Annotated in this window: 18 protein-coding genes; 10 read left to right on the top strand and 8 right to left on the bottom strand. The window is 58.5% G+C overall.

Features of this window, described 5'->3' with window-relative positions; translation table 11 throughout:
• Positions 1-102: 102 nt before the first annotated feature.
• On the top strand, positions 103-972 hold the full coding sequence (locus ACYQ2I_RS10185; RefSeq protein WP_460166905.1) for a 2-keto-4-pentenoate hydratase: 870 nt from the start codon (positions 103-105) through the stop codon (positions 970-972).
• Between the two features lie 70 nt (positions 973-1,042).
• Here the strand turns inward: ACYQ2I_RS10185 and ACYQ2I_RS10180 are convergent, their stop codons facing one another.
• Positions 1,043-2,110: a polyprenyl synthetase family protein gene (locus ACYQ2I_RS10180; RefSeq protein ID WP_460166904.1), complete on the bottom strand. Its 1,068-nt coding sequence runs from the start codon at positions 2,108-2,110 to the stop codon at positions 1,043-1,045.
• A 141-nt stretch (positions 2,111-2,251) separates the two neighbouring features.
• Positions 2,252-2,542, bottom strand: coding sequence for a hypothetical protein (locus ACYQ2I_RS10175; RefSeq protein ID WP_460166903.1), 291 nt, complete (start codon positions 2,540-2,542; stop codon positions 2,252-2,254).
• A gap of 400 nt (positions 2,543-2,942) precedes the next feature.
• On the opposite strand from ACYQ2I_RS10175, the gene ACYQ2I_RS10170 reads away from it, so the two are divergent.
• From ACYQ2I_RS10170 to pabB, 3 genes are all read left to right on the top strand, one after another.
• Positions 2,943-4,391, top strand: a complete 1,449-nt coding sequence (locus ACYQ2I_RS10170; protein ID WP_460166902.1) for a sulfatase family protein — start codon at positions 2,943-2,945, stop codon at positions 4,389-4,391.
• A gap of 239 nt (positions 4,392-4,630) precedes the next feature.
• The gene (locus ACYQ2I_RS10165; RefSeq protein ID WP_460166901.1) at positions 4,631-6,100 is read left to right on the top strand and encodes a DUF6513 domain-containing protein; all 1,470 of its coding nucleotides are present in this window, start codon (positions 4,631-4,633) and stop codon (positions 6,098-6,100) included.
• Positions 6,093-7,556: an aminodeoxychorismate synthase component I gene (pabB, locus tag ACYQ2I_RS10160; RefSeq protein ID WP_460166900.1), complete on the top strand. Its 1,464-nt coding sequence runs from the start codon at positions 6,093-6,095 to the stop codon at positions 7,554-7,556. The genes ACYQ2I_RS10165 and pabB overlap by 8 nt, the downstream gene beginning before the upstream one ends.
• Positions 7,557-7,580: 24 nt before the next feature.
• Here the strand turns inward: pabB and ACYQ2I_RS10155 are convergent, their stop codons facing one another.
• Both ACYQ2I_RS10155 and ACYQ2I_RS10150 read right to left on the bottom strand, forming a co-directional pair.
• A complete protein-coding gene (locus ACYQ2I_RS10155) occupies positions 7,581-9,467 on the bottom strand; it encodes a glycoside hydrolase family 97 protein (RefSeq protein WP_460166899.1) in 1,887 nt (628 codons plus the stop codon).
• A gap of 95 nt (positions 9,468-9,562) precedes the next feature.
• Entirely contained in the window at positions 9,563-10,510 is a 948-nt protein-coding gene (locus tag ACYQ2I_RS10150) for a sugar phosphate isomerase/epimerase family protein (protein ID WP_460166898.1), read from the bottom strand.
• 180 nt (positions 10,511-10,690) lie between these two features.
• Here ACYQ2I_RS10150 and ACYQ2I_RS10145 point away from each other — a divergent pair, with 180 nt between their 5' ends.
• Positions 10,691-11,956 carry a cellulase family glycosylhydrolase gene (locus tag ACYQ2I_RS10145; RefSeq protein ID WP_460166897.1) on the top strand — a complete coding sequence of 422 codons (1,266 nt, stop codon included), beginning with the start codon at positions 10,691-10,693 and terminating at the stop codon, positions 11,954-11,956.
• A gap of 65 nt (positions 11,957-12,021) precedes the next feature.
• Entirely contained in the window at positions 12,022-13,935 is a 1,914-nt protein-coding gene (locus ACYQ2I_RS10140; protein WP_460166896.1) for a sulfatase-like hydrolase/transferase, read from the top strand.
• A gap of 86 nt (positions 13,936-14,021) precedes the next feature.
• On the opposite strand, the gene ACYQ2I_RS10135 is transcribed toward ACYQ2I_RS10140, so the two are convergent.
• Positions 14,022-15,203, bottom strand: a complete 1,182-nt coding sequence (locus ACYQ2I_RS10135; protein WP_460166895.1) for an AAA family ATPase — start codon at positions 15,201-15,203, stop codon at positions 14,022-14,024.
• Positions 15,204-15,304: 101 nt separating this feature from the next.
• Between ACYQ2I_RS10135 and ACYQ2I_RS10130 the strand changes: the two genes are divergently transcribed.
• A complete protein-coding gene (locus ACYQ2I_RS10130) occupies positions 15,305-17,581 on the top strand; it encodes a PKD domain-containing protein (protein ID WP_460166894.1) in 2,277 nt (758 codons plus the stop codon).
• Positions 17,582-17,650: 69 nt separating this feature from the next.
• On the top strand, positions 17,651-18,427 hold the full coding sequence (locus ACYQ2I_RS10125; RefSeq protein ID WP_460166893.1) for a hypothetical protein: 777 nt from the start codon (positions 17,651-17,653) through the stop codon (positions 18,425-18,427).
• A gap of 15 nt (positions 18,428-18,442) precedes the next feature.
• Here the strand turns inward: ACYQ2I_RS10125 and yidD are convergent, their stop codons facing one another.
• From yidD to ACYQ2I_RS10110, 3 genes are all read right to left on the bottom strand, one after another.
• Complete coding sequence (gene yidD, locus ACYQ2I_RS10120; protein ID WP_460166892.1) at positions 18,443-18,664, bottom strand: membrane protein insertion efficiency factor YidD; 222 nt, start codon at positions 18,662-18,664, stop codon at positions 18,443-18,445.
• 128 nt (positions 18,665-18,792) lie between these two features.
• Complete coding sequence (locus ACYQ2I_RS10115; protein ID WP_460166891.1) at positions 18,793-20,052, bottom strand: hypothetical protein; 1,260 nt, start codon at positions 20,050-20,052, stop codon at positions 18,793-18,795.
• A 102-nt stretch (positions 20,053-20,154) separates the two neighbouring features.
• Positions 20,155-20,835, bottom strand: coding sequence for an RrF2 family transcriptional regulator (locus ACYQ2I_RS10110; RefSeq protein ID WP_460166890.1), 681 nt, complete (start codon positions 20,833-20,835; stop codon positions 20,155-20,157).
• 321 nt (positions 20,836-21,156) lie between these two features.
• On the opposite strand from ACYQ2I_RS10110, the gene ACYQ2I_RS10105 reads away from it, so the two are divergent.
• Together ACYQ2I_RS10105 and ACYQ2I_RS10100 are read left to right on the top strand one after the other, a co-directional pair.
• A complete protein-coding gene (locus ACYQ2I_RS10105) occupies positions 21,157-22,248 on the top strand; it encodes an aminotransferase class I/II-fold pyridoxal phosphate-dependent enzyme (RefSeq protein WP_460166889.1) in 1,092 nt (363 codons plus the stop codon).
• A gap of 223 nt (positions 22,249-22,471) precedes the next feature.
• Entirely contained in the window at positions 22,472-24,565 is a 2,094-nt protein-coding gene (locus ACYQ2I_RS10100; RefSeq protein WP_460166888.1) for a hypothetical protein, read from the top strand.
• Positions 24,566-24,582: the final 17 nt, after the last annotated feature.

The raw sequence follows: 24,582 nt of genomic DNA, 5'->3' as shown, positions 1-24,582 counted from the left end.
GGAGAGATTGTAGGCAATCAGTGCCGCTAAGGTTTACAATTCGAACGTATGATGCGGCAACACGGATCGTGACACACTTTTCAAAACGGGAGATACAGGCAAATGCACAAACCCTGCTTCCTTGTTGCATCGGCGGCAATCGTTGCCTTGGGAACTTGTTTGGGAATCATGCCCTCGTGTCTCGCTCAAGAAACCGAAACGCTCGTGCAACGGTTTCTTGTCGCTGCCCGAACCCATCAACAATGCGTTCCTCCGTCTCACGATCTGGACAGCTTGTCCTTCGATGCCGCCTATTGCGTGCAACGAGTACTGGCTGAGCGCCTGGAAGCGGAGCGCGGGGCCATTGCCGGATACAAAGTCGCCTATGCCAGTCGGGCTGCACAAGAACAATTCGGGATGAACGAACCGGCTCGCGGCCCACTGTATGCGATCCAACGTCTCCCCAGCGGCAGCAGAGTCTTACAAAGCGATTTCAATGAGTTGATGCTTGAGGTCGAAATTGCCTTCACGATCGGCAAGCGGATCGACGGCCCGATCGTTGACGTCGCTTCGCTCAAGCCGTTGGTTCGTTCGGTGCACGTGGCTTTTGACGCGGGCGACTTTCCCTACGACAGCCGAGTTGCGAAACCGACGGCCGCCGATATGATTGCCGTCGGAACCGGTTCGCACCGCTTTGTACTGGGGCCTGCGTGTGATCCGATGACGAGCGATGTCGACGACATCACGTTGACGTTGTATCGCAACGGGACGGCAATTCGTACCAGTTCGACACGAGAAGTACTCGGAACGCCGTGGAATTCGCTGTTGTGGTGCGTCAATCATCTGCACCGGTACGGCCTGACGTTGGAGCCGGGGCTGGTTGTTTTGACGGGCACGGCCGCTCCCGCCTATCGCGTGACGGGTGACGACATACGCGGACGTTATCGCGGCGAAGCGCAAGGACTGGGCGCCGTCGAACTGGAAATCCATTGAAAGCCGCCGAGGGCAGACAACGGCTGAACGGTCTCGTTCGATGGGCTTGTCTCGAGCGAGACCGCTTTTTTCACTGGTGCCGCGTAATGACGAAATCGGCAAGGCAACGAAGCGCTTCGATCACCGGGTGAGCCGGCAGCGATTCGAGGTGGGAGACCGCCTCGGCAATGAATCGGCGAGCCTTTTCTTCGGCATAGCCGAGGGCATCGTATTTTTCGAAATACGGACGCAACTTATCGCGGTAATCGACCTCTTGGGCCGAAAGGATTTCGACCACGGCTTTCCTGTCATCCGCCGAAGCCGTTTCCAACACACGAATCAACGGCAACGTCGGCTTTTGTTTGACCAGGTCGGTCCCCAGCGACTTGCCCATCTCTTCCTCGGTGCCGCAGATATCGAGGATGTCGTCGACGATCTGGAAAGCGATTCCCAGTGCCGCCCCAAAGCGGTAGAACGTTTCTTCGGTATCGCGGTCGGCGCCGGCATACCGTGCACCCAGTCGGCAGCAGCAGGCGCACAATTCCGCTGTTTTTTCAGAGATAATGTCCAGATAAGCCTCCTCGGTCAGTTCGAAATTGCGTCGTGCCGCCACCTGACGCAATTCACCCTGGCAGGTGAGCAAACTGGCTTGAGCGATTTCCCGACAGGCATCGGGCGTATCGAGGGAACTGGCCAAACAGATCGCGCGAGCGAGAAGGTAATCGCCCAACAGTACGCTCGCTTCGTTGTCCCAGCGGGCATTGACTGTTTCGAGGTGTCGGCGAATCGTAGCTTCGTCGAGAACGTCGTCGTGGATCAGCGTTGCGCTATGAATCATTTCGACGGCGGTCGCCAACACGATATGATCGTCGGTCGTTCCGCCGCACGCTTTGGCGGTTAATAGAACCAACGCCGGCCGCAAACGCTTTCCTCCCAGCTGGAAGCCGTGTCGCAACATGCGGTCGATGAATACACACTGGCTTTGCAGCTCATCTTGCAAGCGGCGCTCGACTTCTTCCATCTCGGGGCGGATGGCGTCGTACAAGGCGCGAAGCTCTTTCGGGCGATTCCCGATGTTTTCGATACTTTGGGTCATGCCGGGAGTCCTATCCGGGGTGAGGTCGGCACGCAGCAAGCCGGTGGTATTCGGAGTCGTCATGCAAACTCCGACCCGGCGACTGCCCTGCGTGGGGGTATAATACCCCCGCGTCCACCGATGAAGTACCGGTATAGGATTATTGTAGCCCGGTAAACCGTCCGACACAGGGGGCTGAAAGAAATCGAGGGGCCGTACGCCTTTTCAGGCCGTTCTTCGCGGAATACCGCGCCGAAAATCAGCCGTCGTGATCAACACCATCAACGACAAGGTAATTCCGCAACCGGCCCAACTGGCGGGAGAGGTCCCCAGGCTTGCGACTGTGATGCCTCCGAGCAGTCCAAGCATGCCGTAAAAGCTGCGGCGTAAAAAGCCGTAACGCGAATCCACTGCCAAGATCCGAACAAGACAAGCCAACGCGATGCCGAGAAATTGGGCGCCGAACAAGAACGAGACCGCCAAATCCCACCGTGACACTGAGAAGAGACCGTCCACTGGTTGTGCTTCCTTGCAGTGCGGGACAAGAATAGTGGATGCCCATTGCGGTGTTTCCGTACACCCCAGGCGATGCGTCACTTTAGCATACCGGAGATGTGCTACCAAGAGCAGTCGCAACGTAAGTGCTCGACGAACTTTTCACAGCAAGCGACGTGAACATCACCAGGCCTTTTGATCTTGCCCAGTTTGAATCAGGGTAAAAGAATCTGCGGCAAAGAGTTGGTTCGGTATGTCAGAATGACGCGAATCGGGCGGGCCTAGGAGGCAGGTGGGTGCGCCGGTCGCCGAGTCGACGATAATCATGTGGAATGATTTTGGACCATTGAAAGCCTGCGGACGGCATCGCGGTCGTGCCTTCCCCCCTTTCAAATTGGTTTCCACGCAAAAAGGAGTGATCATGGTGAGAAAGCTAGGTTTCGTGGTATCAGGCATTCTGTGTGCAGCGGCGCTGGCCGTTGCCTGGTGCGGTACGGCTTCGCCGGTGGCGGCGGCCGACAAACCCAACATCCTGTTCATTTTCGCCGACGATCAGTGTTTCGAAACGATCGCCGCCTTTGGCTATACCGATATTGAAACGCCCAATCTGGATCGGTTGGCAAAATCGGGAGCCGTTTTCACGCACGCATACAACATGGGCTCATGGACCGGTGCGGTATGTGTCGCGAGCCGCACGATGTTCAACACCGGGCGATTCTTATGGCGAGCGCACGAACTCGACCAGACGAAAGCCTTGCAGGCAGAAGCGGCTGCAGGGCGTTTGTGGTCACAAATGCTTGCCGACGTGGGGTACGAGACCTACATGACCGGCAAATGGCATGTGAAGATCGATCCTCCGCAGATTTTCGATCACGTCGTGCACGTACGACCGGGCATGCCGCGTACCGTGCCCGAGGCGTATCAGCGGCCCATCGAAGGAAAACCCGATCCCTGGTGTCCTTGGGACCGCTCGCTGGGCGGATTTTGGGAAGGAGGACGTCACTGGAGCGAGGTTTTGGCCGACGACGCGACCTCGTACCTCCGCAACGCCGGCGGCGTTCCTCGTCCGTTCTTCATGTATCTAGCGTTCAATGCTTCGCACGACCCTCGACAATCGCCGAAGGAGTTCGTCGACAAGTATCCGCCCAAGCGTATCGAAGTGCCCAAAAATTTCTTGCCCGAGTATCCCTACATGGAGGAAATGGCTGCCGGCAAGAAACTGCGCGACGAGCGCTTGGCGCCCTGGCCGCGGACGGAATACGCCATCAAAGTGCATCGGGGCGAATATTATGCGTTGATCACGCATATGGATGTCCAAATCGGCAAGATTCTCGACGCCCTGGAAGCCACCGGCAAGGCGAAGAACACGTATATCTTCTTCACTGCCGACCACGGGTTGGCGGTCGGGCATCACGGCCTGATGGGCAAGCAAAACATGTTCGAGCACAGTCTGCGACCACCCTTGATCGTCGTAGGGCCCGACATTCCCGCCGGAAAACGATTCGACACGCCTGTCTATATTCAGGACATCATGGCCACTTCCCTCGATTTGGCCGGTGCCCGGAACACCGAGCACGTCGAGTTCAAAAGCCTGATGCCGGTGATCCGCGGCGAAACGAAATCGCTGCACGATGTGATCTACGGGGCCTACCTCGACAAGCAGCGGGCCGTCATAAAAGACGGCTGGAAACTGATCTATTATCCGGCCGTTCCGAAGTACTTGTTGTTCAATCTGAACGACGATCCGCATGAGATGAACGACCTGTCGGACAAGCCCGAGTTTGCAGCGAAGCTTTCCGAACTTAAGAAACTGTTGGCAGAACAGGAACAGAAATTGGGCGGCCCGCTGGCCGGCAAAATCATGCCCTAAACATGGCTGTGCGGCGGTGCGAGTTGCCGCCAATTCTTTTCCGGAATTTTTCAACCGGTGCAGGCGCGTGCCGAATCGCTTGCACCGGTTTATGTTGCGCAAAACGCTCCGCGGATGAAGGCCTCTTCCCTATTGTCGAAGCTGAATTCGCGTTGTGGTGTCGCACGATCGGTAGCTAAGATAGTCGAATCTCTACCGTCGGTCTTGTGTCGCGATGCCGAAATGTCGATCATATTGGTATGGATAGCGAACATTTCCTTTTCGTAACCGGTAAGCTTGCCGAAAAAACATTGCGTCGCGTGGTCGATCAAACCGCGCGCGAGAACGGTTTTCGCTATTCGGTGGCGGTGATGCCGATCACCGTTGCGGCTTTGATGACGCCGCGTTGGATCGCGCGACACTTGACACCTTCGCCGGAGGTGACCCGTATTTTTATCCCCGGCGGATGCCCCGGCGACGAAGGCGTTTTGGCCAAGAAATTCAATCGGCCGGTCGAACGTGGGCCGGCCGACCTGCGAGAGATTCCGCAGTTCTTTCGACGGCGCGCCAAGCCGATCGAGTACGGAGACTACGACATCGCCGTCATCGGTGTGATCGACGGTGCCGAACGGTTGGATGTCAAGACGATCACCGATCGCGCGTTCGCGATGTTTGAGGCGGGGGCCGATGTCATCGGCCTGGGACACGACAGCGTCGAACCGTGGCCCAATGTGGCCGCGGCCGTGCGGGCGCTTCGTAAGGCAGGGCAGCGCGTGTTTGTGCGCTCGCGCGATGCGGGCGTGTTGAAGCGTGCCGTGGAAGCGGGAGCCGAATGGATCGGCCCGGTTGAGCCGTCACAGGTACCGCAATACGCTGATACCGACGTCGTGCCAATCGTCGTCCCCGAGATCCCCGGCACTCTCGAAGGTGTCGATGAGTTACTCGAGCCGTCGAAAGACGATTCCGATGCCACCCAATGTGCCTCATACGGCTGGATCTTCGATCCTGTGCTGGCACCGGTCGGCTTTGGGTTTTCGCAAAGCCTGCTGCGTTATTTTCACGCACGCGCCATGTGGCCGCAGTTGCCGCTGGCGATGGACTTGTCGCCCGTACTGCGCACGAGTCCTGCCGACACGGCCGGCCTGATCTTTTTGCTTTCTGCGTTTTGCCAAGAACTTCAAGTGCAGACAATCTTCGTGAGCCAGTCGACGAATCGAACGCGATCGGCGGTGCGCGAATGCGATGTCGCCCGCCGACTGACGTGGTGCGCCGTGCGGAACGGAATTCTACCCGCCGATTTAGAGAACAGGTTGGCGATCGTGCGCGATCCGGAGTTGCACGACAACGAAACGCTCATCAGCGATCTGCGGTCAAGCTTGAAGGATCGATCGCCGCGGTTCTTTGTGGCCGACGGCACTCTGCGGGCGCTACTCGGAGATGAATCGTTCGAAAGTCCCGACCCGTTCGATTTGTTTTCTCAGTTGCTCGAAGCACACCGCCGCGAAGACCGCTCCGTCGAGCCGGAAATCGCCTTCTATTGGGGCTACGAATTGGCCAAGGCGGTGACGGCTCGTGACTTAGGAAAAAACTACTACCAGGACGAAGCGTTGAATTGGGGACTGCTTACCGTCCGTGAGTTGACTCGCATGGAACGGAGGTATCTGCGTCGCGTGCGAAAGATCGACTCGGATTGCCTCGATGGAGCCGAGGAGCCGTCCCGGGATGGTTGACCGGCTGCCCGTGGTGATCGAAGTCGAATGGCCGGATGTCGTCGGCTTGGTTCGTCGCTTGGCTCGCCTGCCGGGGTGCATTTGGCTGGACAGTGCCGATCCGCATGAGCGGCTCGGACGTTATTCCTATCTCGCCGCGAATCCTTTTCGGTGGTTTTTCCTTCCTGCCGCCGTACGCTCTCGTGAGGCCCTACGCAATTTTTGGGCTGAAGTCGTGCAGGCTTGCCGCGACTTCCGCGCCGAATCGGTGGAACACTTACCGCCGTTTCAAGGCGGGCTGGCCGGCTTCTGGGGGTACGAATTCGGGCGTGCTTTCGAAGACGTACCCGCGGCTCCTTGGAAGGGGGTTGCGCCGGCGTTGTGTGCCTTCGGATTGTATGATTGCGTCTTTGCCCTCGATCATCGACGCCGAAGGGCGTGGATCGTGTCGCAAGGCTTTCCCAAGCGACAAGGCGTCGAGCGAATGGACCATGCTCGGCGTCGCGCAGAGTATTTCTTGGCGATTCTGCAGGAACGTTGTTGCGATGAAATCACGAGGCCGGCCGTCGAGTCGCCTTCGCCGACGCCCGAGGCATTGGGAGGTGTCCCGGTCGAAGTGGGCGATTGCGCCGCCTACAGCAACTTTACGCGGGAACAATATCTCGATGCGATCGCGCGGGCGATCAAGTACATACGGGCCGGCGATATTTTTCAAGTCAATCTTGCGCAACAATTCTTTGCTCCCGCTCGGTGTGACGATGTGTCGTTCTATCTCGACTTGCGAAGATCGAACCCGGCCCCGTTTGCGGCATATTTCGACGCAGGCGAGTGTCGCGTGATGAGCAGCTCCCCCGAGTTGTTTCTGCGGCTAACCGGCGATCACGTCGAGACTCGCCCCATCAAGGGAACCCGTCGGCGTACGGGAGATCGGGTTCGAGATCACGCGTTTGCCCGGCAACTCGAATCCTCGGAGAAAGACCGCGCCGAAAACGTCATGATCGTCGATTTGCTGCGAAACGATCTTTCCCGCGTGTGCTCAGCAGATTCCGTTTGCGTGACGGAACTGTGTCGAATCGAGCCGTACGCGACCGTCCTGCAGTTGGTGTCGGCCGTCGAAGGACGACTGAAGCCCGGATTGGACGCCTTCGACTTGCTGGCGGCAAGCTATCCGGGCGGTTCGATCACCGGGGCGCCGAAAGTGCGGGCCATGGAGATCATCGCCGAATTGGAGCCGAACGCGCGCGGTCCGTACTGCGGAAGTCTGGGCTATATCGGCTTCGACGGGAATGCCGAATGGAACATCCTGATTCGGACGGTCACGTCGTTCGGCGGGTGGTGGGCGGCTCCAGCCGGAGGCGGTATCGTCGTTCAGTCCGACCCGGAGCAGGAATACGAAGAAACCCTCGTGAAAGTTCGGGCCGTCCTGGAAGCCATGGTTCCAAGACGGCCCGATGATCACCTACGTCGGCCGAAGTAGACCTTCGAGAGCGCAAACGGGGCGCTACTTCGCTACGGGAATCAATTCCACGGCCGCTCCGCCGTTGTGCGCTGCTTCGATCGTCAATCGGTCACCCTTGCGGACCGTTTGCCTTTCAACGGCGACGTCGAATGGATTGTCTCCGGCGGGCGACGCGTCGGTGAACAGAATCGCCTCGAAATTGCGGCCTTCAGGCAAGAAATCGAGGGGAATCTCGACGGTTCGCCGCTTCTGCGAATTCATGAAGCCCACGAACCACCGATCGGCGTTTCTTCGCGCGGTAACGATGTATTCGCCGACGGCGCCGTCCAGCACGCGGGTTTCGTCCCAAACGGTGGGGACATCTTTGAAGAATTCGGTTCCAGGTTCACCGCGGAACTGACTGGGGCGATCGTACCAGAAAACGAACTGCCAGGGGCTATACATGACCACCGCACACGCAAGTTGATGGGCGTGTGTCGTCTTGATGCGGTCGGTGTACCAGCAAATCGTGTAATCCCCCGCACCGCACAATCCGCGTGTAAACGGCAGGATGGTGTTGTGTTCGGCGGGGGGCATTTCTTCATTTCCGCGAATGCCTTCCTGGGTCATCAGGTTGGGATACGTCCGCTCGTAGCCTGTCGGTCGATATTCGTCGTGAATGTCCACCATCATTTGATACTTTGCGGCCTTGCGGACGGCTTCGTGCAGCCACGTCGTCCATTGTTGCGAGCCGACGCGGACGAATCCGTACTTGATCCCGGCGATGCCCCATTCACGATAGAGCGGCAGGATTTCGTCCAATTGTCGCTCGAGTGCTCGGCGATTCACGTAAACGATGATTCCGATCCCTTGCGATTTTGCGTATCGGATCACCTCATGCAAATCGAGTTGCGTAGGGTCGGAAACGCGCTTCGGATCAGGCGTCACGGTGGTGGCGTCGGCCTTGTCGTCGTACTCATGCCCGTACCAACCGGCGTCGTATTCGACATACGCGATGTTCATCTTCTTTGCGAAATCGACGCATGCCTTGCCGCCGGCGGTGCTCAGCGACACTTCGCGAATAACCTTCCCCGGCTTGATCCATGAGGTATCCTCAATTGCACACGGATCGTTCAAATTCAGCAGCAGGTAGTTTTGTTCAATCAAACGACACGGATCGTCACCGGTCATGATCACCCGCCACGGAGTCGTATACGGCAAGCGAATCGTTGCGTCGCTTCCCAGGTGAATGCGTAGGGAATGAGGACGCGTGCCCGGTTGAAGCCGACCGCGGGCAAAATCGACCAAGCGCGCTTCGGCGACGGCGATTGCCGGGCCGTCTTCGATCTCGACCAACAGCGGGCGCTCGCAGTTGGGTTTCACGTCGTCCAGAAAAGCCCTTTGGTACTCACCTTGTGCCGTGTATACCGGCCAGCACGTGTGATTCCCGGTAAAGGTAAATTCGGTTAGTTCCTCGACGACGTGCAGCGTCTCGATCGAATCCTGTTTGGGAATGCGGTAAGCAATCGCAATTCCTTCGTTGTACGCACGAATCTTCAGCTCGAAGTGCAACGTGCTGCCGTTGCTCAATCGCGATGAACACGCAACGATCGCCTGATGATAATGGTCGCGGATTTCGCTTCGCTCACCGTATACGGGCTTCCAGGTTTCGTCGTGTTCGGAATACGCGACGTTCGCAATGCGAGCCGCCTTCCCGAGAATCCCCGAATCCAGTCGCAAACCCAACGGCGAGTTGACGAAGATCGGTCGTCCGTCTCGCTCGATGGAGTATTCCAACTCCTCGTTACAAGCACACACTTGAATGCGGTTACGGCCGTCCGGTGAGGTCAATGTCATCGTGTCGCCGGCGACCGCAATCGCTGCTGGTACGCAAATCCACGCAAGACCGAAAACAATCGTTGCCAACACAACACCCGCGTGCTTCATCATGGTGCTTTCTCCAAAATCCAGGGCGGCTTCTTACGCGATGAACGGCAATCGCACGACTTGATGTGGTCATCGACATCCGATGATATGCGAACGCCTCAACCGGACAGCATCGCAAAAAAGGCTTCGCGACCTGCCCGATGCGCTTGGACGGCGTTCATGGTATTCGGAGAACCGCCCTCGACCGCCTGTTCCAAAACCCAATGCGGCCGGGTGATTCCCTTCGATGCGAGGAGTCGGATCAGCCGCGGATAGTCGATGTCGCCGGGGCCGAATGCTTCGGTCCACGTGCCGTCTTGCGACTGACGCAAGTGGACTTCGGAAACCCGTTCACCGTAAAGCTCGACAATGTCGAACAAGGCAACTTGCGAGTTGCCGCTTCCGCGGTACATCCAATGGGCGTCGAGACACAACGTCACATGTTGGGGGGTAGTCGCCAGCATCATGTGATGGAACTCGCGTGCGGCGTTGCGCAATTCCATGTCGTGATTGTGGTAGGCAAGCACGACCCCCAATTTCGAAAGTTCCGTACCGAGCTGCTCCAAAGCCGCGGCTTGGGTTTCCAGTTCCCTGTCATTTTTTGCGTTGTCCGGCGCTTCTCGGTTCCACGATTTGGGGCTGGGATTCGTAACGACGATCTGGGTTCCCAGAGTTTCTTTGGCGGCGCGGGCAATCGTCGTGATTCGAGAGATGCTCTCCTCGGCAGCCTTCGGATCGTGAAGGACCGAATTGACGTAGAACGATCGCATTTCAAGCTTGTGTTTGTTCAACACGGGAGCCAAGCGAGCTACGTCATCGGGCGTGTTGAGGATCGGCTCGAATCCATCCATTCCCGAGGCGGCCACTTCTTTGAGTGACGCGTCGAGGTCGGCCTCGAAGTCGCGGTTCTCGCGCCGATAAAACGTGTACCACGGATACACGTTCGTCGCGAGATGCACCTTCGGTGTTTCGGCGCCAGCCGAGCGAGAGACGTTCCAGAATAGTGCCGCCGTGGTGGCGGCCGTGCCTTGTAGGAATCGACGGCGGGAAACAAAAGGACGTCGCATAGGTAGGTTTCCGTCTGCAAAAGCTAGTGCGGGCCGGTCGGTGGGAAGGATAGGACGCAGTTCGTTCGCAATTGATTGCATGCTACCCCGAAAGCATAATGGGGGGCAAGTACGCGTGACAAAACAAGATGCAATACCACCCTCCTTTTTGTCACTAGCCTTGGAAAGGAACCCACCGGGATGAAGCTTCGATTTCGCCACGTGGTTTCAGGGCTTTTGTGTTTTCTGTGCCTGAATTGGTGCGGCATTGGTCGTGCCGAAAAATTCCCGTGGCCCGAGCCGGTCGTTCCTCAAGGGTTGGGGGCAAACATCCACTTCACGACCGAGCGGCCGGGTGAGCTGAACATGCTTGCCGACTCGGGAATGACGTGGATTCGGATGGACTTTGTTTGGAGCCGCATCGAGCGGGAGCCGGGAAAGTACGATTTCAGCGCGTACGATCGCTTGATCGCCGATCTCGAACGCCATGATCTTAGGGCGCTGTTCATATTGGACTACGTGAATCCGCATTACGACGAGGGACTTTCGCCATACTCCGAATCGGGGCGAAAGGCGTTTGCACGCTGGGCGGCGGCTTCGGTCGCACACTTCAAGGGCCGTGGCATCTTGTGGGAGATGTACAACGAGCCCAATATCCGGTTCTGGCGTCCGGAACCGAATGCGGAAAACTACATCAAACTGGCGATCGAGGTTGGAAAAGCGATCCGCAAGACGGCTCCCGACGAACTTTACATCGGTCCGGCAACTTCGCGCATCGACATGGCGTTTCTGGAGAAATGCTTTCAAGGCGGGCTGCTGGAATACTGGGATGCCGTGTCTGTGCATCCATATCGGCAGTCGCCTCCCGAAACGGTCATCCCCGAGTACGAAGCACTTCGGGAATTGATCGAACGGTACGCTCCCAAGGGTAAAACCATTCCGATTATTTCGGGCGAATGGGGGTACTCGGCGGCATGGCGAAACTACGACGAGCAGCGGCAAGGGAAATATTTGCCGCGGCAATGGCTTACCAACTACGCGTGCGGAATCCCGGTATCGATTTGGTACGATTGGCACGACGACGGCCCCGATCCTGAGGAACCGGAACATCATTTCGGCATGGTCGCGTATCCATACCACGAGAACGCTTCGCCGTGCTACTCTCCCAAGCCGGCATACACGGCCGCGCGCACGCTCACGCAGACGCTGGCGGGCTATCGTTACACAAGGCGGATTACGTATCCGGAAACCGAAGGCGTCCACGTGTTGCGGTTTGCCAAGGAATCGAGTGAGGCGATTGCGGCCTGGACGCAAGAACCTGAAAAACGGACGATTTCGGTCGAGCTGCCAAAAGGGGAATACCGGCTTGTGGGATACCTGGGTGGGGATCGAGGGCGCGTTCGCAGCGATGGCAAGGTTTCGCTGACGATCGACGACGCGCCGCTTTATGTCGTGCCCGTGCGTTAGCGCTCTGCTGCGCAATACATTGTCGGATATATCAACGCTTGTCGCCCCGTTCGAGAGATGCCACGATGCAGCGGGTATGCGTTTTCTTGCGATGGGCCGCCGTAATGACGGCGGTGATTGCCGTATCGGTAGGTTTCAGAACGTCGCAGGCTGAAGAGCGACCGAACATCCTTTGGCTGACGATCGAAGACGCCAGTTGCAATTTGGGTTGCTACGGCGACACGTACGCCGATACGCCCAATCTCGACCGCCTGGCCGCCGAAGGCGTTCGCTATACACAGGCGTTCGGTACGGCAAGTGTTTGCACGCCGTGTCGATCGACGCTGATCACGGGCATGTACCCGGTGAGCCTCGGTTCGCAACACCTTCGTTCTGAAATACGCTTGCCGGAAGAGATTCCGTGTTTTCCGGCACTTTTACGCAAGGCTGGTTATTACTGTACGAACAACGTCAAAGAAGATTACAACTTTCGCAAACCGCCCGGAGTGTGGGATGAGTCCAGCAACACCGCTCACTGGCGCCATCGCCAACCGGGACAGCCGTTTTTCGCGGTGTTCAATTGCATGATGACCCATCAAAGCCGGGTGAGGATGCCGGAGGACGAATTTGCGAAAGAAACGGCGCCGTTCGAGCCGTTCGCGCACCATGATCCTGATACGGTGCCCCTTCCGCCTTACTTTCCCGACACGCCCGGCTTTCGTAAAGAAATGGCCCGCTTTTACGACCAGATGAGTGCGGCCGACGCCTGGGCGGCACATTATCTAAAGCAGTTGGAGGAAGACGGTCTAGCCGACGACACGATCGTGTTCTTCTATTCGGACCACGGGAGCGGTATCCCCCGACACAAACGGGCGCTTTACGATTCGGGTGTTCGTGTGCCGTTGATCATCCGCTTTCCGGAGAAGTACCGCCATTTGGCGCCCGGCAAGCCGGGGAGTGCAATCGGGCGCTTGGTCAGCTTCGTCGACTTCGCTCCCACGGTGTTGAGCCTGGCGGGGGCTCCGATTCCCGAGACGATGCAGGGAAAAGCTTTTTTGGGGCCTGCCGCCGCCCCCCCGAGAAAATACGTGTACTTGATCCGCGATCGCGTCGACGAAGTGTTCGAGATGTCGCGCGGCGTACGAAACCGACGGTTCAAGTACATTCGCAACTTCATGCCGCATCGACCGTACATGGATATCAGCGAATACTGCGAACCCGCGTTGATGGTGCGGGACTGGCGAAGGCTGGCGAAGGAGGGAAGTCTGCACGGTGCCAGGGCACTCTACATGCAGCCGGTCAAGCCGATCGAGGAACTTTATGATCTCGAGGCCGACCCTGACGAGCTGCACAACCTGGCCGGCGATCCCCAATACGAGTCGGTTCGCCGAGAGCTTCACGACGTGCTGATCGAATTCATGATCTCCCGCCGCGATACGGGCTTGTTGCCCGAGGGCGACATGTTCCGCCGCGCCGGAGAGGACACGATTTTTGCGATGGCCCAAGATGACGACCGCTTTCCCGTGGCCGAGATTGCGGCGACTGCCGACCTTGTCGGTCGACCGGAAGTCTCCTTGGAGCAACTCATCGAGCGAACTCATCACGATGATCCGGCCGTGCGTTACTGGGCCGTCACCGCGATGATGGCCCCGGAAGTCGATGCATCGGCCGCGAAAGCCCGCCTGCACGAGTTGCTGTCGGACGATTCGCCCGAAGTGCGGATCGTCGCGGCTGAGGCCTTATGTCGGATGGGAGATTCCAAACGGGCGGTGAGCCGTCTCGCCCGCGAGTTACGAAGCAGCGACGAGTATGTCCGGCTTCAGGCGGCCGCCACGTTGGCACAGATCGGCTCGCAGGCAGAGCCCGCCCTCGATTCGATTCTCGAGGTGATCACCGAAAAAGGCAGCGGAGATCACCACATGTTTACGCAATGGGCGCTGGCCCGCTGTTTGCGCCAACTGGGAGTCGACATTCCGCCCTCGGTGCCCATCCTGTACTGACCCCCGGAAAAGTGAGCGTTTTCCGACGGCGAACGCGGACCGCTCGAACGCCGGGCATCGAGCCACAGAAGGCGAAGATTGTTTTCTCACGGTGCTGGCGGCGGTTCCACTTTCGGCGGTGCGGCCACCGGAGGCTCCGCAACCGGGGGCGGAGGAGGGGGGGCGTCTCCGGCTTCGGGAGGTGGAGGAGGTGCCTTCGCGGCCTTGGCGCTCTTCGGCGGCGTTTTTCCGACGGGGATTTTCTCGCCGTACGTCGGTTCCGGTACGGTTTCGAGTAGCTTTTCGATTACCTGATCGACATCGACACCTTCGGCATCGGCGTTGAAATTCGTAAAGATACGGTGGCGCAATACCGGGTACGCAACGGCACGGATATCGTCGGCGGTGACGGCGAAACGACCGTGCAAAATAGCCCGGGCTTTGGCGGTCAACACCATGTTTTGCGCCGCACGCGGTCCGGCCCCCCATGCCAGCCAATTCTTGACGAAATCGGGGCTCGGCGGTTCCTTCGGACGTGTCGCCCGCACCAAATCGACGGCGTAATCGACCATATGCTGCGACGCGGGCACCTGCCTCACGAGTTGCTGGATCCACAAGATGTCTCGCGCTTGCAAGACCGGCGAAATGTCGCGTTTGACCGTTTGCGTCGTCGCCATGACGATTTCGCGCTCTTCCGCCCGCGTCGGATAGCCGATGTTGATCGACAGCATAAACCGGTCGAGCTGGGCTTCGGGAAGCGGATACGTTCCTTCCTGCTCGATCGGGTTTTGGGTGGCCATTACGAAGAAGGGCTGTTCCAACGGATACGTGTTTCCGGCCGAAGTCACTTCGTATTCCTGCATGGCCTGCAACAACGCAGCCTGGGTCTTCGGCGGCGTTCGGTTGATCTCGTCTGCCAGAACGATGTTCGCGAAAATCGGCCCCCGCACGAATCGAAATTCGCGTTTTCCGGTTTCGGGATCGACATCGATGATCTCGGTACCCGTGATGTCGCTCGGCATCAAGTCGGGCGTAAACTGGATGCGGCTGAACTTCAAATGAAGCGCCTTGGCGAGCGTGGAAACCGTCAGCGTTTTGGCCAGGCCGGGAACACCGATGGTGAGGCAGTGTCCGCGGGCGAAGATGCAGATCATCATCTGCTCGATCATCTCATCTTGCCCGATGATGACTTTGTGCACTTCCTTGAGCAGCAGCTCCCGTGCCTGCGAGACCCGGCGAACGGCTTCCTCGGGCGACATCTGCGACGCAGCCGATGCGTGTGGAGACATGACGAGATTTCCTCCTTCCATTCCGAAAAGCCTGCTTTTACATTAGTTTATGAAGGCGTTCCCTTCAATCCTCATCCTCGCACTTGCCGGAACAGAACGTCATGCAGAGGACCTTCTTGCGTCGGTGCCTGTGGTGCATCACGGTCGTGAGCACCGGTCTTGTCTTGTCGTCACCGCTCTTCGGCCAGTCGTTTCGCCGAGGCGGAGCCCAGTTCGAAGCAGTGCGCCCCGTTGCCTTGGCGGCGGATGCCCGCAACGCACGTGTGGTGGTCGTCGAGTTTTGGCACCACGGGATGATCTCGCCGAAGGGCGACAACGTGGTGGTCGCCGCAGGAAGCGACTTCGTTCCGACGCGTATCTTGCAGCTCGGTCCGGGCGACTTTTGCCGCTTGGCTTTTCAAACGAACGGCTCCGCTTCGTACGAGGTCTTGTACGGGGGCGACCCTATTCCCGAAGATGCGTTGCCTGCGTGGACGGCCGCCGTCGGCTTGTTGCTCGAAACCCGGGAATATCGCGACTGCAATCTCAATAGCCTCGAATCGGTGCGTCAGGCGTTCGAGCAGGCGGTGCCGATCGGTGCGGATTTCGTCGACGGTGTGGCCCATGCGGGTAACATCTTCGAGTACCGTCCGGGCGGCTACTTCAGTCGGTATAGCGGCACTTTGTATATTGATTCGGCCGGTACGTACGGCTTTCTTACGACGAGCCAGGATGCCAGCTTTCTGCTTATCGATGGGAAGCAAGTCGTCGCAGCCCCGGGACGCCATCGGCCCGAACGGTGGGCAAAACCCGGCATGCGCAAGGACATTCGACTTTCTGCCGGAGCACACGCATTCGAATACTATCACGTCGCAACAACCCAAGAGGGAATGGCGGTGGCTGCTTGGGAAGTGAATCCCAAGGCTCCAAAGCCGGCTCCCGTCGCGATTCCCAGGGAAGCGTTCCGCGCGCATCTCGTAGCTCGCGGAACGGTCGGCCGACCGGTCCTCGCCAAGCAATCGCTGGTTCCCGATTTTCGAGTCAAGATTCTGTGCGACGTACCGCTACCCGACAATCCGACGCCGCTTGTCGGCGTGCAGTTCTACGACAATTCGCCGACGGCACTCTTGGCCGGCGGTAAAGTGACGTGGGATTTCGGCGACGGGCAGACCTCATCGGAGCTCACGCCGATGCACGTCTACTTGAAGCCCGGACTTTACACGGTTCGCGAGGCGATCCGCCGTGCGGGACGCGACTTCGAGGTCGTCAATCGTGTGTATGTGTATCCGCCTCGCCTTACCAAGAAAGACAAACTCTATACGCTCGACGATTTCTTACCTGTCCTGGAAACATACGATTCGGCCGAGCTCGATTTGCTGTCTCTTCGACAACTGGTCGAAGCGTATCTGTTCAAAGCGGATCAATATCTACCGCCGCCGAAACCGAATGTAGGAGATCCGACGGTCGACCCTGAAGCGACGCTTCCGCAAGCAGAAACTCCCGAACAACGCGCAGAGCGCGAAGCGAATCGCGATCGATACTTGAACGCCGCGATTCAGGCTGCGCTACCTGTGTTCTCGGCGGATGCCGCAGCAGCAGGCGATCAAGCCCTGTGGGAACTGGCCGAATTGACGGCACCGTTGGCGAGAGAGCATTTTGGAGACGCCCAAACTGCGGGCCGAATCTACTACGGCGCGGCGCAGCGTATCGAAGTCAACGAATTGAAGGCTGCCGCACTCACCGCTGCTGCCGACGTGGCTTTGAACGATATGGGGAACAAGGAATTGGGAAAGAATCTCGTGGCCACCGCCGTGCCTTTGATTTCGGACGATACGCGGGACCGCGCGCTGTTGGCACGCCTCTACCGTGTTCGCGGTGATTTGGCGGCCGCCTTGGGCAACGGCGACGAAGCTCGAAAGGCCTACCAAAAGGCCGAAGCGATCCGAACCGCGGAACGCTCTCACATCGAGCGTACCGCATGGGAAGGCGCGTACAGCCGCTCAGTAGAAGATTTCCTGCGAGAAAGGGAATGGGAACGGGCAATCCACGAAATCCATCGGTGGAAAGAAGACTTTCCCGGCGACATGATCGAAGGATACTTGCCTCTTTTGGAGGGGCGTTATTGGGCGGCACAAGGGAAGCATGAGCTGGTTATCGCCTTGGCCGACCGCTTGCTGGTCGTGAATCCCTATTCGCCTTACATCGAAGAACTACTGTTTTTGGCTGCTCGCAGCGAGATCGCCATGGGGCGCGTCGATCGCTGTATCGCAACATTGGAGTCGCTGTTGAAAGACTATCCGGGCAGTCCTTTGGTTCCGGAGGTGCGCGAGTACCTCGAAAAGGTGAAAACCGGAGAAATCACGCCGCCGAAGGCTCCCGTCGGAAGACCGCGGCAATAGTGAGTGTTGGGAGCCACGTTTGCATTTCGGTCCCATTGCCCTTTCATTTCACATCGTCGGAGATCGATCATGAGCCGAGCATACTTCACGACCGTTTGCTGCCTGGCAGGTGTAATGATCGCATCGGTCTCTCCAGCAGCCGGAACGGCCGCCGATCTCACGCTTTCCATTACCGGTGCCCCGTCATCGCTTAAGCTGGTGGGGGTTATCCAACGCTGGGACCAAGATGGTAACCCGGTGCGCCCGGTCGATCCGAAAGCAAAGATCGACGCGCCCTACGTCACGGCAAAGGCGACCTCGGCAGGAAACGGCAGGTGGGTGTTCAAAGGCTTGAAATCAGGTATGTACGACGTCATTCTGCTGGCCGATCCTCGTATTCGCATCGAGGGATTCAATTATCCTCCTGTTCTTGAATTCGATCCATTCTTTGCCGGTGATACGCAGATTGCCGAGGAACATCGTGATTGGATTCTGGAAGATATCGCCGCGTCGCGTCACTACGAGAACAAGGTCGAACCGCTTTACATCGGAGGCAACGACAAGACCGCCCGCGCGTTGGTCATGCTTATTCGGGACAAGCCGACCAGCTACGAAGGGCACTTCCCGGGCGCGGCCACGATTCGGCACGAAGTGTGGCAATATGATTGGGCCTACGGCGGGTGGAAAAAGAACAAGCGGACCCGAGTGCTCGATCGATGCATGCTTCACCGCGATGAATTGCGGCAATGGACGTGGCTATGGGATCCCGAACTTGGGGGCATCGAAATCAAATCGGACGACGTCGGAATCGAATATACGTGGCCCGATATCACCGCCCGATCGCTCAAGGGCCTTTATCCGTACTGATGCAGGCTTGCGGTGTTACGGTGGATCGTAGCCGCCTTTGCAAAATGGATTGCAGCGGAGAATGCGCCACAATCCCTTCGCCCCACCTCGAATGGGGCCGTACTTGCGAACCGCTTCGATGAAGTACGTCGAACAGGTCGGCGTGAATCGACAGCTCGCCCCAAGCCACGGGCTGAGCGTCAGCTTGTAAAGGTATACCAGACCGATCAAGACAGCGGCCAAAATTCGCTCCGGCATCCGCAGGATACGTGCGATTGTCGATTGCCCGAAAGAAGGTTTTTTGTTGCTCGTTGCTTCGGAAGTCATAGACGATAGTCGCTTGGGCGAATCGCGCGTCCGGCTACGCTATGGGGTGCGCAAATCGGTCAGTCCGTTTTCATGATGCCTCGAATCCTCGCTCTTTCTTCATCGGAAATCGCCGGATGGTCGAGGTGCGATTCGAAGTACTCCCGATGAACACTGGGTTGATACAGCTTCTTCGCAACCAACGCCTCGACTGTTCCCTCGGGCGCTGCGGCAAGTAGGAATTCTGTCGAGATCGGCGGGGTGCTCAATAGGTGATTCTTTTGTTGCAGTTGGTCTACGTAGACGACCGGCGGCGCCGTCAACGGGGAAAGGGCCATCGTGCGCCATAAGTACCGACGGTACTCTCGGTCGGTCCGAATTGCGTGATCCGTCCAGCCGCTTCGAAATTGATCGATCGTCGACAAGTGCTCCAGCATCGACCGTGGAGAATCGGTCCCCAGCATTGCCCAAAGCGAATCTTGCGGAGTTTTCGTGCCGGCCGGCTCGGGCATGGCTTCGGCTTGAGCCGCCAATTCGATGGAGAAATCATTCACGTCGTACGCCTGTAGGAATGCTGCGGCCCACCCGGTACACCGCATCGGTTCGTTGGTTGCCTCTGGACGCAGCACCATACGTACAAGAAAATCCCCGGCACGTGTGTCTTCGTACGAGTCGATAGCTGCAATACTGAACGCAACGATGTCGGGCCACCGATCGCAACCCAGTCGGCCTTGCAACGTGAAGTAAGGTCGGTATTCCAGTACGAACTTGGGAACATTTTGGTGCAGGATCGCAAGGCTGAATACGAACAGGACTTCTTGACGCAAATTGCCTGGTCCGTTCTCCATGCAGCATTCGTCCGAAGCAGTCCGAAGCGACATGACGAGCGATTCCAGCATTTCTCGCTCGCAGCCCGCGGTTACGGCCTCATTGAGTAATTGGGTCGCCGTTCGAAAGCGAAAGGCGGTTTTTTCCGTGTTCGGATCGGAAGCTGGAGATGACAACCTCGGCTCGACGATCCCTGCGCGTTCGGCCTGCTCCGCCGCCGAAAGCCGCCTTAGTAGTTCCGACGCAGCCGCTTGTCGTTGCCACCTTTCGGTTCGGCGGGGAGGCCGCACGTGAAGATCCATCGGAATCGCCGGAACGGTTGCCGTAACCATTGCTCCGCCGGTTCCCATCGGCCCGAACGCCGTTGCGCCCGTCCCGGCACCACCCGGCAAAAATGCGTCGGCCGGCGGAGAACATCCCGAAAGCATCGACGCCGCAATGAGAATGCCGGTTACAGAGACAACCGACTTCAAGAATTCCAAAGGCCGATGCAGCGAAAGCCACATGTTCATCGGAATGCCCCTTTGCGGGTGAGTTGAGCAATTGACCGGCACACGCCAGTATAGTGGTTGTCTCACGCTCGACCAAAACAAAAAGGAGCGACGGTCGCAAAATCAAGCCGAAGAATCTTGGGGGGGATGGGAATCATCCTTGGATGGTGCCGATGCCTCGTCGCCCGACGGTGTTGTGTCGGCACTATCGCCGGCTTGCGGGCTGCATCCGCAGCTCCCGGAGGGACCGCAAGGTTCGGCCGTGGTGCCGAAAGGTCCCAAGTGCGGCAGAATTTGCTCGAGCCGGGTTCCGATTGCCGCCTCAACGGCGGCGGTTGACTCGTCGTTTTCTTCCAGCCGAGGATTAGGGCGGCAACGAATCAGGTCGGCCTGCACCATCTTGGCGTATTCGGCAACGGACGCTACCGTCGTCTCCTCGAGACGCCTCCGGACTTCGTCACGTAGTTTGCCTGCATAGGGGTGCAACGGGCAAGGTGCCGAGTCGTTGCACTCGGTCAGTCCAAGGAGACACAAAGGTTTTTCCGGAAGTCCCTCGACCGCTTTGATCACGTCGATGAGTCGGATTTCGTCCGCCGGTTTTGCGAGACAAAACCCACCTTGATATCCTCGCTTGGTATTCACGAGCCCCGCTTTACTCAGCGAGTGGAGAATCTTGCGTAAATAGGGCATCGGCACGCCGGTGCACGCCGAAATCTGTTGGGAAAGTACCCATTTTCCGCCGGAGGCTTCCAAACAACCCAACGCCAATACGGCGTAGCCGGTCGTCTTTGAGAACGAAAGCATCAGGACTTCTCCTCTACCCCGTCGTGCTGGGGGTTTGCGATATTGTGGTCGACAATTGTCATAATAGCCGTTTCTTTGTTTGGCGGCAATGGAACAAAGGAAAATGCCACCATCGGCTGGTTGTACGCTGTCTCCATCGTGACTAGCCTTAAATAGCCGGATTTTCCTATCTTTTCTGGTTTGTCTTTTGAGGCCAAAGCCATGGCCGACCTATTTGCCAAATGTCGTGAATTTACTTCGTCCAAGCAGCGAAGCGAGTCGGTCGGCCTCTTCCGAGAAATCTTTGAACGACCGATGCCGCCTTGGAATTGTGGAGCCCGCGTGAAGGACAACGGGCGGCACTTGCTGCAATTCGGATCGAACGATTATTTGGGGATCGCCAATCATCCCGATGTCCATCGGGCTTATGTCGAGGCCGCCGAGCAGTTTGGGCCTGCCGCGCCGATGGGGTCTCGGTTGTTGACCGGGACAACTCGCCTGCACTTGGAATTGGAAGAGTCGTTGGCCGTTTTCAAAGAGACGGAGGCCGCCCTCGTGTTCTCGGCCGGTGCCATGGCAACGATGGGAGTCGTGGCATGCTTGTTCGGTCGTGACGACCTGCTGCTGATCGACGAAAGGGCCCACGCCTCGTTACACCTCGGTGCTCGAGCTTCACAGGCAATCGTGCGCGTGTTCCGACACAACGATTTGGGGCACTTGGAGGATTTGCTTCGACGCAACGCCTCACGTCGTCCGGTCGGCGTTGTGGTTGATGGTGTATACAGCATGCACGGAGATGTGGCACCGTTCCAGGAATTGCGGGCCCTGAAGGCTGCACACGGGTTTCGCCTTATTGTGGACGACGCGCATGGGACGGGGGTCTTCGGACCTCAAGGGAAAGGTACAGCCTTTGCGTACGGAGCAGCAGACGTCGTTGATCTGCATTTGGGGACGTTCAGCAAGGCATTGGGTACTATCGGCGGATTCGTTTGCGGTTCGATCGAGACGATCACTTTCCTCCGATACAATTGCCCCACGTTCATCTTTACCAAGGCGATGCCCGCCGCGATCGTGGCGGCCACGCAAGAAGCACTGCGGTTGGTTCGTGCAGCCGAGGATGCACGAAAAACGCTTTGGGAAAACGCAAAGCACTTGCGTTCTCGGTTGCGGGAAACAGAGTTTTCGGTAGGCCCGACCGAGTCACCGATCACACCCCTGATAGCCCGCGGAGAGAACGCACTGCGGTGGTGTGCACGACTGGCTGCCTTGGGGATTTGTACGGCGGCCGCGACGTATCCGGCCGTTCCGCTGGGGACCTCCTTGCTGCGTTTGACCCCGACTGCTGCACACACGAAAGCCGATCTCGACCGGCTCGTCGACGCTCTTCGAATCGTGCGGGCGGGTGACGTTATGGGGCATTTGCTTCCAGCCTGAACCGACGAGCCTGCCGGCTATTCGGGTTTCCGCTTGCTCGCCATTCTTACTTCTCACCCCGTTTGGGCCCATGGCTGCGGAAGCTACAATAAGGATGACGAGTCGTCCTTTCCCCCCGTTGTTAGTGGGTTGCATCTCCCCGGGGAATGCATAAGGACGATACATCGTCGGCAATCATGCAAACGGAATGGGGCAGCCGAACAGAGAAGACGAGGTCCGGTCCATGAGTAGTCCCTTCAACCCGTATCACCAATGGCTGAATCGTCCGCCTGATTTTGAGCCGCAAGACCATTACAGCCTGTTGGGCATTCCCCGTTTTACGGAAGACCTCGACACGATCCGCCGTACGGCGGATGCACTCTTGGCCTCTGTTCGGCGAATTCGGCCCGGAGAGCATCTCAAAGAATGGGCCCGGCTGCTGGACGAGTTGGAGACCGCAAAAAAGAGCCTGTTGGATCCGGATTCCAAAGCGGCGTATGACGCATCGCTTCGCGGTTCGAAGCCGACGTCGACAACCGGTGATACGACGGCGCGAAGTGCTCGCCCTTCACCACCGCAGTTCTCGTATCGCCCGAAGGCAGCATTGGGCCCGGCCCGGCCGGAACCCTCTCCCACAAGTATGACAACGCTCGCCCAACCTGACGAAACGGCAGCCTCTCCGGTAGACGACCGGCCGGTTTCGTCCATGCCGAGGCCGGCGATCTCACCGCAAACGAGCGTACCGAAACCGAAACTCGGTACGGTTGATGTGCTCTACCGAGCGGGCGCATTCGGGTTACTGCTGGTGGCGGTTGTGTTGGCCGGAATCGTGGTTCAACGCGTCCGTGCTCACTTGCAGCTTCAAGCTGAAACCCAACTCGCCGACGCGTCCAAACCTGCGCGCGGGGAAGAACCCCCTTCGCCGCCCCCCGTGACGTTACCGGCCACGCCGGAACCTGGAGCGGGCACGGCAACGGCGACGTCGGCGCCTTTGCCGCCGCAGGCGGCCTCTCCGAAAGAGAATGGGAAACCGAGCAGTGCGGCGGGGTCTGGATCGCCGGTGACGACATCTACAAACGATAACGATGCCGGGCAAGATCCGCCGGCGGTCATTGATGCCTCCGGTTCCGACGCCGCAAACGAGCCGGCGAATGCGTTGCCTGCTGCAGAGCCTGCCGGGCAATCGCCGCCGGCCGCACCGGTTCCCGTCGCTCCATCGAGTGAACCGGTTCCGCCGAGTCCTCCGGTCGCTACGGAGGGGACGCCGAGCGGTTCGGCCGCCGATCCGCCGGATGACGCATTCATCGAAGCTGCACGCGAGGTGTGGCAGGCAATGGCCGAACGTAATCCTGACGTCGCGAGAGCGCGACTGAACGCCTTGGCGGCAACCGTGCGCGATGATCGCGGAAGAAACGTCGTGCGGTCGTTGGATCAACTTCTGAACCACTTGGAAGAATTCTGGCGTGCGCTTGCGCAGGGCGTGGCGAGACTTGAAGGCGGAGAAGAATTCGCGATCGGCGAAACGTACATCATCGTCGTCGACAGTACGCCGCGAGAGTTGACGATTCGTGCGGCCGGTCAAAACCGTACCTACTTGATTCGGGACATTCCCGACGTTTTGATTCGCTTGATTGTGCGCCGAACCTTTGCGACGGATCCACAAACGCAGTCGATTTACGCAGCGTACCTGGCGGTCGATCCGAAAGGCGATCCCGCTCAAGCCCGTCGGATTTGGGAAACGGCTCAGCGCCAAGGCGTGGATACGCATTGGTTGATCGAAGCGTTGAGATTCGCTCCGGCAGCGGGGAACGAGCCTCCTTCTGCCGGAAGCCAACCGCCGGACGAAAACGCCCGGACTGCCGCGGCATCCGTCATCGCCCAAGAGCTGGCCGCCGACATTCAAGCCGCCCAAACTGCCGAACAGCAAATTCGTCTGGCGAGAGCACTGATCGACCGCGGACGGAGAGAAACCGACTCCGCGAGAGCATACGCTGCGCTTATGATGGGCCGCGATTGGGCGGTTCGGGCCGGTGATCCGTCAACTGCGTTTGCGGCCGTGGAAGCAACCGCACGACGGTTCGCGGTTGATGAGTGGGCGGCCAAGGTTGCCGTCGCCGGTGAACTGATCAAGTCGACGCGAAGCCGAGATGGGCTGCGGCAATTAGTCGACACGAGCATGGCGGCTGCGCGCAAAGCAAAATCGGCCGGACGCCAGGCCGAAGCTTCGCAGATGGCTCAAGTGGCTCTCGAAGCTGCACGACGGACGGGCAATGCGGCACTGGTCCGACAGTTGATAGCAGATCTGAACAAGATGGAAATCATACCCGGTCGTCCATGACCGGTTGAGTGAAAGGA

This window comes from Thermostilla marina (assembly GCF_054657455.1).
Note: the sequence above shows the minus strand (reverse complement) of the source record. Positions and strands in the feature narration are given on the sequence as shown.

Excerpts from the sequence above, each read along its gene's own strand:
- ACYQ2I_RS10185 (WP_460166905.1), top strand. The coding sequence starts at position 103 with ATGCACAAACCCTGCTTCCTTGTTGCATCGGCGGCAATCGTTGCCTTG.
- ACYQ2I_RS10180 (WP_460166904.1), bottom strand. The coding sequence starts at position 2,110 with ATGACGACTCCGAATACCACCGGCTTGCTGCGTGCCGACCTCACCCCG.
- ACYQ2I_RS10170 (WP_460166902.1), top strand. The coding sequence starts at position 2,943 with ATGGTGAGAAAGCTAGGTTTCGTGGTATCAGGCATTCTGTGTGCAGCG.
- ACYQ2I_RS10165 (WP_460166901.1), top strand. The coding sequence starts at position 4,631 with ATGGATAGCGAACATTTCCTTTTCGTAACCGGTAAGCTTGCCGAAAAA.
- pabB (WP_460166900.1), top strand. The coding sequence starts at position 6,093 with ATGGTTGACCGGCTGCCCGTGGTGATCGAAGTCGAATGGCCGGATGTC.
- ACYQ2I_RS10155 (WP_460166899.1), bottom strand. The coding sequence starts at position 9,467 with ATGATGAAGCACGCGGGTGTTGTGTTGGCAACGATTGTTTTCGGTCTT.
- ACYQ2I_RS10150 (WP_460166898.1), bottom strand. The coding sequence starts at position 10,510 with ATGCGACGTCCTTTTGTTTCCCGCCGTCGATTCCTACAAGGCACGGCC.
- ACYQ2I_RS10145 (WP_460166897.1), top strand. The coding sequence starts at position 10,691 with ATGAAGCTTCGATTTCGCCACGTGGTTTCAGGGCTTTTGTGTTTTCTG.
- ACYQ2I_RS10140 (WP_460166896.1), top strand. The coding sequence starts at position 12,022 with ATGCAGCGGGTATGCGTTTTCTTGCGATGGGCCGCCGTAATGACGGCG.
- ACYQ2I_RS10135 (WP_460166895.1), bottom strand. The coding sequence starts at position 15,203 with ATGTCTCCACACGCATCGGCTGCGTCGCAGATGTCGCCCGAGGAAGCC.
- ACYQ2I_RS10130 (WP_460166894.1), top strand. The coding sequence starts at position 15,305 with ATGCAGAGGACCTTCTTGCGTCGGTGCCTGTGGTGCATCACGGTCGTG.
- ACYQ2I_RS10125 (WP_460166893.1), top strand. The coding sequence starts at position 17,651 with ATGAGCCGAGCATACTTCACGACCGTTTGCTGCCTGGCAGGTGTAATG.
- yidD (WP_460166892.1), bottom strand. The coding sequence starts at position 18,664 with ATGCCGGAGCGAATTTTGGCCGCTGTCTTGATCGGTCTGGTATACCTT.
- ACYQ2I_RS10115 (WP_460166891.1), bottom strand. The coding sequence starts at position 20,052 with ATGAACATGTGGCTTTCGCTGCATCGGCCTTTGGAATTCTTGAAGTCG.
- ACYQ2I_RS10110 (WP_460166890.1), bottom strand. The coding sequence starts at position 20,835 with ATGCTTTCGTTCTCAAAGACGACCGGCTACGCCGTATTGGCGTTGGGT.
- ACYQ2I_RS10100 (WP_460166888.1), top strand. The coding sequence starts at position 22,472 with ATGAGTAGTCCCTTCAACCCGTATCACCAATGGCTGAATCGTCCGCCT.